This is a genomic window from Pantoea sp. Pa-EAmG (assembly GCF_030024295.1).
In the GTDB taxonomy this organism is placed as follows: domain Bacteria; phylum Pseudomonadota; class Gammaproteobacteria; order Enterobacterales; family Enterobacteriaceae; genus Pantoea; species Pantoea dispersa.
The window spans coordinates 1-8,891 of sequence record NZ_JASEWO010000177.1; the positions used below are offsets into that span (position 1 = coordinate 1).

The following is an 8,891-nucleotide window of genomic DNA, read 5'->3' on the forward strand; positions in this document are numbered from 1 at the left end:
TAAATTGTTTATTATCCGGCATTTTTCATCCCCTGCTTAGAACTTAAATGCGTATGCAACTTGTTTCTATAACATTTCCGGGGAATGTGGTTGTAATCTCATTACCTTTTTTTTAGCACTATTGTTCATAAAAATGACAGAACGTAACGCCCTTTGGGTCGCGCGCCACCACCTCGCAAACAGGTATGCCGCAGAGTGAGTGGGTGGAAGGTGGTATCCTGACGACCGGATACGATATAGCTGAGGCTGAGGGATAAAGGCATCTGAAAAAACGTCAGGTTAAAATTAGAGAAGAGATGAGTTTATTATCCTACTGATTCATAAGATAATCAGCCCATTCGCCCCCACAGCCACCTTTTTTGCAAGGTCAAGTGATGAGGCCACCTGGTGAGCTACTTCATCCTGGCTGGAGAGAGTCTAACCATCGTCATCACGGATAGTGCAGAACGACATCCGTAAGGAAAACCCTGCGTATACAGCACTACTGAACTGCCCACACTGATATCGTCACGCAACATCTTGCGCATACCGAACACGCAATGGTTTTCATCGTACATGTGCGAAGAGTCCATTATTGTCAGCCATTTGGTATTTAAACGCATTGACTTATTCTGAATCAACTTACAGACCCGGTGTAAAAGTAATGCATTTGGGTGATTCCGCCCTGGCAGGGACTAGCCATGAGCGAAAAAGCGTTCGGGGCTCATTATGTGCAACCGTACTTTCAAATACACAATAATGAATCAGACAGGGAAGCCCACCAAATCAGGGCTGGCGAGCAGCGTGGTTCAGAAAAAAGCCCGCTTTTGCGGGCGGGCGAAAAAGTTGACTATATATCAGGTAGGTGTGAGTTGACCTTCCCTCCAGGTGAAGCTGTATCGGCTGATTCACTGAGGTTCAGAAGAACCTGCGGGCAGGCCAGTTTCCCCACGGTTCAAAGCGTAGCAGCAGATAAAAAAAAAGCCTGCTTTTCAGGCAGGCTCTCAAGGAATTTCAGACCAGTATTATTGTTGTCACGGTGCCGGGTGCCTCCCGGTGCCTTCACCCCAGTCAGTAAAGACGCGTGCATACCTGCAGAGAGCAGTGGACTGGAACGCCCTTTCACACAGAAAGGATTCACCATGGGAATACTTTACGTGCTATTGATCTAAGGGGTCAATGATTTACGCCTGTGCATCAAAACGCCCGCTCAGAGAGCAGCCAGGCAGAGGCTGACAGCAGGCACGCTGTCAGTTAAAAACACAGAATCCTTCAGGGCCCCTTCCACCGGAATTCCTGGAGCGTCGTGCCGAAAGGAGGAAATGCCATACATTCAGGAAGCTATCTCTTTTCAGGGAACGGGGGAGAAAGGGGCCCCGCGAGGATTTCCGCCTCTCCGTTGTCACAGAGGTCGTCCCCCTGCGTCAAATGCCAGACACCGTGAATGGTCTGTCCCGTCTCAAGATCGTCAGTCATGCCGTGACTGTAATAAGCCACCTGCACCACGCCGTTATGCTGGATCCCGTAGAAGCCCTCTTTCATTTTCCCCTCCTCGATGTGCTGAGATGTGCTGAGGAAATTATACGGGGGTGCAGAGCGGGTGGGTGTAGAAATACTGAAAACGCATTTAAGGAAGTTGCCAGAAGAGGAGCAATGCAGAACTGTATTCCGGCATGCACCCGGATACGCACGGAAACGCGCTGAAAAACGGTTTACCGGGATCCAACAAAATCCCTGAAAGGTTTAAGGTGAGAAAACCGTACTCAACATCTCATCCGCTATGCTCCCGGTCGGTTCACACTGAGAGGAGCAACGTTATGATGATACACCGTCGCCTTTATGCCGGTATCCTGCTGGCATTCTCACTGTTTACTGCGGCGCAGACCGTGCCTCAGGGCGACGTTCTGCCTGCCGCCAACACTCGTCCTCATTTTCAGGTCCGGAGTGCTGACACGGCTGAGTTGCCTGATGAAAAAATCCAGCCGCATGTCGCCACCCCCTCTCACGTAGCGGGGTGAGAAAAACCGCCGAAAGTGGAACGGGCGTCCTCCGGTGGAGGCGTCATCGAAGCGAGCATCTCGGGAGTAATGTAGCGAATGAATTCCATCAGCTCGCGGCTTTTGCGGGATTTTGGCCAGCAGAGCGTCAGGGTCGTTACCGCCCCGGCATCCTCCAGGGAACAATAACAGACATTCGGCAGCGTGACCGAGCGCTGTGTTTCCGGCACGAGGGTGACCCCGATCCCCAGGGATACCATACCAATGGCCACCGCCACATCCCGTGTATAGTGAATTTTTTGCGGGACAAAGCGGGCCTGATCGCAGGCGTGTAAGGCAGACCAGCCGAGCCCCACGCCGGGCGGATCCTGCTGTACCATGAAAGTGTCCCCGGCCAGTGATACCAGCGCAATGCGCTCAACGGCAGCCTGCGGATGGGTATGAGGCACGGCCGCGATCAGTGGCCGGGTGGCAAGATTGAGGTAGTTCAGGCCGGCATAACGCGGCACGGGGGAGCGGATCAGCCCCGCGTCCAGCTCATGATCGAGCAGGAGGGTGAGCTGATCGCTGACATTATGCTCCTCAATGACAATCTCCACATCCGGCTGGATCCTGCGGTACCCGCTGGTCAGGCATGTAAGCGCAGGATCGAGGATCGCCGAGCCCACATAACCCAGCTTGAGCTGACCGCTGAACCCTTCCCGCAAGCTGCGTGCCCGCGACATGAGTTTCTCGTAGTGGCTGACGGAGATCCGGGCGGCCTCAGCCAGACGTCTTCCCTCCGTGCTCAGGACCACATGGCGCCGGTCACGGATAAACAGCGGCATACCGAGGTGCGTTTCCAGCACCCGGATCTGGCGGCTTAATGCCGGCTGTGTGATATGGAGTCGTCGCGCGGCGTTGCCGAAATGCAGTTCCCCGGCCAGCACCACAAACGCGTGCAGATACCTATAGTCCACCCTTTCCCCCCTGACCGTTCTTCCCATAACAATCCCACATATAAACAAGGAGAAATGTGATTGGACCAGAATTTCGGTTGACTCGCACACTGTCAGGTGTCCAGGAGTGTTCTGCCGGTCCGGCAGAGGCCCCGCATCATCCTGCCGGGAGACGAGTCTTCCGGCCACGCCAGGAGGAATTCTTCATGTCCCATATCCACAAGGTCACCGACCTGCGCAGTGCGCTGGCGCTGCTGAGCCAGTATGAAAATGAACTCATCGAAACCGATGAACCTGTCGACCCGAGCGCCGAGCTCTCGGGTGTCTATCGCTATATCGGCGCGCACGGGACGGTTATGCGTCCTACCCGCGTCGGCCCGGCAATGTTATTTAACACCATTAATGGCTATACCGATATGCGGGTGCTGATTGGCCTGCTGGCCTCCCGCAAACGCGTGGCCCGACTGCTGCACAGCACGCCGGAGAAGCTGGCCTTTTTACTCCGCGACGCCGTGAGCCATCCTGTCCCTCCCGTCGTCATTCCCCCCGAAAATGCCGTCTGTCAGGAGGTGGTACACCTGGCCTCCGATCCAGACTTCAGCATACTCGATATCCTCCCGGCCCCGACCAACACGCCGGAAGATGCGGGCCCCTATTTTACCCTGGGGATGTGCTACGCTGCCGATCCGCAAACCGGTGAGCACGACGTTACGATCCACCGCCTCTGCGTGCAGGGCCGGGATGAGATATCCATGTACTTCGTCCCGGGCCGCCATCTGGATACGTTCCGCCAGAAGGCAGAGAAGGACGGACTTCCCCTGCCCATTTCCATCAGTATCGGGGTGGATCCGGCCATTGAAATTGGTGCCTGCTTTGAACCGCCCACCACTCCGCTCGGCTATGACGAGCTCTCGGTGGCGGGCAGGCTGCGCCAGCAGCCCGTGGAGCTGGTGGACTGTCTGACCGTGAAGGCGCGCGCGATTGCCAGTGCCGAGGTGGTGATCGAGGGCGAGCTTGTCCCGGACTACCGGGTCAGGGAAGATCAGCATACCAACAGCGGGAAAGCCATGCCGGAATTCCCGGGTTATACCGGCAAGGCGCAGCCGCAGGTCCCGGTTATCAAAGTGAAAGCCATCACCCACCGCCGCCATCCGATCCTGCAGACGTGCATCGGCCCCAGCGATGAGCACACCAACATGGCGGGGATCCCCACCGAAGCCAGTATTCTGCAACTGGTAGAACGGGCCCTGCCCGGCTTTGTCCTGAACGTGCACTGCCCGTCCCCAGGAACGGGCAAATACCTGGCGGTCATCCAAGTGAAAAAAAGTCAGGCCAGCGATGAAGGCCGTCAACGCCAGGCCGCCCTGCTGGCCTTTTCGGCCTTTTCCGAGCTCAAGCATGTGATGCTGGTGGACGAGGATGTGGACATTTTCGATCTCAGCGACGTGATCTGGGCCATGACCACGCGTTACCAGGGTGATATCAGCACCGTCTTCATTCCGGGTGTTCGCTGTCACCCTCTGGATCCGTCTTCCGACCCGGCCTTCAGTTATTCGGTACGCGACCACGGCATCGCCTGTAAAACCATTTTTGACTGCACGGTGCCCTTCAGCATGAAAGACGACTTCCGCCGCAGCGCCTTTATGGAGGTAGATGTCCGGCGTTTTCTGCCTGATGACTATCCGGGGTAAGGGGATACGCCATGGATAACACCGACGTATTACCTCCCCACCGCATCATTCTGGGCATCAGTGGTGCATCCGGGTTTGGCTACGGCGTGGCGGCCCTGCGGGCGCTCAGGGCGCTTCAGGTAGAGAGTCACCTGGTCGTCTCCCCCGCCGCGCAGCTGAACCGCCGTCATGAAACCACCCTGACGGAAGAGGCGGTCGCGGCGCTCGCGGATGTGACATATGACATTGGCGATGTGGGGGCCGCGATTGCCAGCGGTTCATTTCCGGCAGCCGGTATGCTGATCGCCCCCTGCTCCATGCATACCCTTGCGGCCGTGGCTATCGGCCTTGGCAGTAACCTGTTGACGCGGGCGGCAGACGTGACCCTGAAAGAGCGCCGCAGGCTGGTGCTGATGGTCCGCGAGACGCCGCTGCATGCCGGACACCTGCGTAACATGCTTCAGGTGACGGAAAATGGCGGCATTATTTTTCCCCCGGTCCCGGCCTGGTATGCCCGTCCCACCGACTGCGAAGCAATCATCGCACACAGCGTGGCGCGGGCGCTCGGTCTGCTGGGTCTGCCCTGCCCGTCCCTGCCCCGGTGGGGAGAAACGCATCATCTGACAACAGGAGAAAATCATTATGATCACAGGTCCCTGGATTAACGGGTCCGCCGTCGTAATTGGCGGAATGGCGGGAGCCATTATCAGCGCCCGCCTGCCCGAGCGGCTCCGCGTCTCGATGCCGCTGATTTTCGGGGCAGCCTCGCTGTGCATGGGGATCGTACTGGTCACCAGCGTGAGCCACATGCCGGTGATGATACTGTCTGTACTGCTCGGCACGCTGCTGGGTGAGCTCTGTTACCTGGAGAAAGGCATCGGCTATCTGGGTGGGAAAGCCCGCGGGCTGGTCGCGCTCGTGGTCAGGGAAGATCCGGGTGACGCCGACTCCCGGGCCGAATTTCTGCAAAAATACGTCGCGATCATTGTGCTCTTCTGCGCCAGCGGCACCGGGATTTTTGGTGCCATGCATGAAGGCATGACGGGTGACAACAGCGTGCTGATCGCCAAAGCGTTTCTGGATTTGCTCACGGCCCTGATTTTCGCGACCACTCTCGGCTATGCCGTGGCGCTGGTTGCGGTTCCGCAGCTTATTATTCAGCTGGCGCTGGCCTGGAGTGCGGTGTTCATTCTCCCGATGACGACCCCGGAAATGCAGGCTGATTTCTCTGCCGTGGGCGGTGTCCTGATGGTGGCTACCGGCCTGCGCATCGCCGGAATCAAGGTTTTTCCGGTGGCGGGCATGCTGCCTTCCCTGGTGCTCGCCATGCCGGTGTCCTGCTTCTGGACCACGTATTTCTGAGTGCAAACGGATCCGCCGGGACGAAAGGCCCGGCGGCTCCGGCTAGTTGGCGTTCTGTCCGTCATGACCAATGGAAAAAGACTGTTTATCCTGGCGCTCATCCTTGCCTGTTTTTCCGCGCAGGCAAATGATGCCGGACAGCTGCAACAGGCGCTGCGTCCCTGGCATCCGCTTGCCGTCACGCGCCATCACGACACCATGACCGTCATCCTCAATGAGGACCGGGTCACCCCGGCACGGTATGAGGAGGTGATCGGCAAAGGCCTCTGCGCCGGTATCGGGCGCAGGCAGGCATCGTCGCGCTATCTCGCCTCCGTCAGTCAGGTGCAGGTGCTCAACAGGTTCCATACCCGGGGTTATGTTCTGATGGAGCCCGGTGCGCTGTGCAACAGGATACGGCAGGCAACCGGGCAGCGTGCGTGGCTGATGTTGCAGTCGCACACACTCCTCTATTAACCGCGGGCCGGGGCTCGACCGGCGCATCGCGCTTACCTTCCCCCCTGGCAACTTAAGCAGGTGGTAGCGATCCCCCAGCGGAGGGTAATGCCATGCCCTCCACCTCCCTCCAGCACGGTATAGCTGGCGTTCGGCTGCGCGTAGCGGTTGAAATACTCAAGGTTTCCGTTCCTGAGCAGCGCAATCATACCCTGCAAGACCTGCCCGTGCGTGACCACACAAAACGTCTGATGCGTTGCGGGTGCCTTTTTCTCATACACGAAATGGAGAATACGCTGAGAAGCACAGGCAAGCGACTCGCCGCCGGGAGGGCAAAACGCGATATCCTGTGAAAATAACGCAAGGAAGTGATCGGGGTGTTCATGCGCCAGTTGCGCCTTCGTCATGCCGTCATACTGACCGAATGACTGTTCTTTCAGTGCCGCCGCGATCGCCAGCGGGCACTGAACATGGCCCGCCAGCGCCTGCCCCATGTGCCGCGCACGCCCAGGGGGTGACGTAAAGACACCGTCCACGGGATAACCGGCATCCGTTAAGGCCGTCAGTAATGCCGATGTCTCCTGCACGCCACGGCCATCAACGGGCTATCCTTGTGGCCCTGGATAACCCCGTGCCGGTTCCATTCTGTTTCGGCATGTCGCACAAAAATGAGTTTCATTGAAAATGACGCAGGCTCCTGTGGCAGGATCTGCTTAAATACGGCTTTGCCGTTAAGGCGTTCCAGGCGTTGCAGATGGACACTCCCTGCTCTCATCCGCAACAATAACTCAGAATGACGTGTTTTATAAACCGGGTCAGGATCCTCCCTGGCTTTTTCTGTCTGGATCATCCTGCGCAGAAAAACGCAAAGGGTCAGACACAACACGTCTGTTTCCCGTTTATCTGATGTCATCCAGCCTGAGCGACTGCGCCCCCGGCCCTTTACACGCCAGCAGAAGGCATTGGGCGTAGCCCATTTCTTATCAGGCGGGTGAAGACAGGCTGATCACGCCCCCTTCCAGTTTCAGCAAGCCCGCAGAGAGCAAGATGTTTATACGCCAGTGGCACAGCGCATCCGTCAGGCCGGTTATCGCCATCGCATGACCGATTCCACGGTGCAATGCCAGCGGTCTCTGGCTGAACAGGGATAAAATCACCGGATCAACGCTGTCAATGGCGGATTCGGTGAGGACGCCATTTTTCAGCGTACGGATGCCTTTCCCGTTCTCCCGACAGCCTTCCCACTCGCTCGCCAGCTGGCGTTGTAGCCCCGCCGACACAAGACGTCGCTGCTGATAGCGCTGACGAAGAATGTCTGGCGGGATCGTGGTAATCGGCATAAGGCCGTTCGTTCCACCCGGCTCAGTCTGTCTGTTATCCAGGGCGTGCGACACTTCGTAAACGGGGATGCTGGTCTCCCAAAGCCATCCGTGGATCCGTCGACGAAGGAGCTGTTCTGTTGGATGATGACCAGCCCAGATCACAATCTCATCAGCCTCCCTGAGCAGGGTCGACAGCTGAAACCGGATCTCACCCAGCTCATGGTACCAGGCCATACTCGGCATATCAGGATCACCCTCAAACACCGCTTCCCAGAAAGCGGCACGCAGACGGGGAGCGGGTAAATCACTATCCTGAAGCGGCCCCACAGAGGCATCATCCGCAATCGCAAGCACGTTCCCTCCCGTCAGGGCGTGCACCCGCTCAGCGGCCGTTCCGGCCTGACAGACATGACGAATTCGCTTCATCGCTCTATTCCTCCGTTAAGCCCATCCGGGCATGTCCACCGCAGCGATATCCGCCCCGATAAAAGCACCCTCCTATTATCCGGCTTCAACGTTAAATCACGGGTCAACACACTGGCATCCGGTCTGGCTGCCACGTCACGGATGAGGAAAGCCTGCCTGTCATAACCTCCCTGCTCCGTAGCCTGTTGCAGAGCGCACGCTTATCTTTCCTTAGGACGTTCAGACGGGTTAAGTCTATGATGTGAATAACTGGACGCAGTTCGGATGACACATTGCCTAACCCGCGCCTGTAAACGCAATATGAGCGCCACGCACGGAGTCATTTAAAACAAGGAGACGCGCGATGTCAGAGCATCTGTTTCGTACCAACCGACTTCATTCACTGTATGAAGCCCTTGTGCATCATGCGTCCTCACCTCAGGTCGCCTTTACCACTCTCCTCGAAGAAGGCTTAGCGGCGTTTGATATGACGCTGGGTATCATCAGTCAGATCGTGGATAACCGGTATACCTTGCTTGCCGTTTCACCCTGCCAGGAGGATATCACGCCCGGCATGACGTTCGATATTCAGGACACCTACTGTCAGCTGGTGGTGCAGAAGGGACGCATCATCAGCGTCCTCAATGCGGGCAAGCACCCTGATCTTAAAACCCATCCGGTCTACCGCCAGATGCGGCTGGAAAGTTACATCTCCGCGCCTTTGTGGGTGCGGGGAAAGATATGGGGAACGATTAATTTCTCCTCCACAGAGATCAGAACAGA

Annotated in this window: 10 protein-coding genes and 1 pseudogene; 7 read left to right on the forward strand and 4 right to left on the reverse strand. The window is 57.3% G+C overall.

Annotated features, from left to right (window positions below):
* Nucleotides 1-680 precede the first annotated feature (680 nt).
* On the forward strand, nt 681-1,151 hold the full coding sequence (locus QMM04_RS18535) for a hypothetical protein (protein WP_282996727.1): 471 nt from the start codon (nt 681-683) through the stop codon (nt 1,149-1,151).
* A gap of 169 nt (nt 1,152-1,320) precedes the next feature.
* On the opposite strand, the gene QMM04_RS18540 is transcribed toward QMM04_RS18535, so the two are convergent.
* Entirely contained in the window at nt 1,321-1,521 is a 201-nt protein-coding gene (locus QMM04_RS18540; protein WP_282996728.1) for a hypothetical protein, read from the reverse strand.
* A gap of 275 nt (nt 1,522-1,796) precedes the next feature.
* Here QMM04_RS18540 and QMM04_RS18545 point away from each other — a divergent pair, with 275 nt between their 5' ends.
* On the forward strand, nt 1,797-1,997 hold the full coding sequence (locus tag QMM04_RS18545; protein WP_282996729.1) for a hypothetical protein: 201 nt from the start codon (nt 1,797-1,799) through the stop codon (nt 1,995-1,997).
* Here the strand turns inward: QMM04_RS18545 and QMM04_RS18550 are convergent.
* On the reverse strand, nt 1,982-2,935 hold the full coding sequence (locus QMM04_RS18550; RefSeq protein ID WP_282996730.1) for a LysR substrate-binding domain-containing protein: 954 nt from the start codon (nt 2,933-2,935) through the stop codon (nt 1,982-1,984). The genes QMM04_RS18545 and QMM04_RS18550 overlap by 16 nt on opposite strands.
* Nucleotides 2,936-3,120: 185 nt before the next feature.
* Here QMM04_RS18550 and QMM04_RS18555 point away from each other — a divergent pair, with 185 nt between their 5' ends.
* The 4 genes from QMM04_RS18555 (at nt 3,121) to QMM04_RS18570 (ending at nt 6,402) form a co-directional block, all read left to right on the forward strand.
* On the forward strand, nt 3,121-4,605 hold the full coding sequence (locus QMM04_RS18555) for a UbiD family decarboxylase (protein ID WP_282996731.1): 1,485 nt from the start codon (nt 3,121-3,123) through the stop codon (nt 4,603-4,605).
* An 11-nt stretch (nt 4,606-4,616) separates the two neighbouring features.
* Nucleotides 4,617-5,249, forward strand: coding sequence for a UbiX family flavin prenyltransferase (locus QMM04_RS18560; RefSeq protein ID WP_282996732.1), 633 nt, complete (start codon nt 4,617-4,619; stop codon nt 5,247-5,249).
* Nucleotides 5,227-5,946 (forward strand): DUF554 domain-containing protein, encoded by a 720-nt coding sequence (locus QMM04_RS18565; RefSeq protein ID WP_063434883.1) that lies wholly within the window; start codon nt 5,227-5,229, stop codon nt 5,944-5,946. The genes QMM04_RS18560 and QMM04_RS18565 overlap by 23 nt, the downstream gene beginning before the upstream one ends.
* Before the next feature lie 63 nt (nt 5,947-6,009).
* Nucleotides 6,010-6,402 carry a hypothetical protein gene (locus QMM04_RS18570; protein WP_282996733.1) on the forward strand — a complete coding sequence of 131 codons (393 nt, stop codon included), beginning with the start codon at nt 6,010-6,012 and terminating at the stop codon, nt 6,400-6,402.
* A 32-nt stretch (nt 6,403-6,434) separates the two neighbouring features.
* Here the strand turns inward: QMM04_RS18570 and QMM04_RS18575 are convergent.
* Nucleotides 6,435-7,060: pseudogene (locus tag QMM04_RS18575) on the reverse strand (histidine phosphatase family protein).
* A 304-nt stretch (nt 7,061-7,364) separates the two neighbouring features.
* The gene (locus QMM04_RS18580) at nt 7,365-8,129 is read right to left on the reverse strand and encodes a DUF3658 domain-containing protein (protein ID WP_282996734.1); all 765 of its coding nucleotides are present in this window, start codon (nt 8,127-8,129) and stop codon (nt 7,365-7,367) included.
* Nucleotides 8,130-8,472: 343 nt separating this feature from the next.
* On the opposite strand from QMM04_RS18580, the gene QMM04_RS18585 reads away from it, so the two are divergent.
* On the forward strand, nt 8,473-8,891 hold a 419-nt coding region (locus QMM04_RS18585; RefSeq protein ID WP_282996735.1), incomplete at its 3' end, for a GAF domain-containing protein.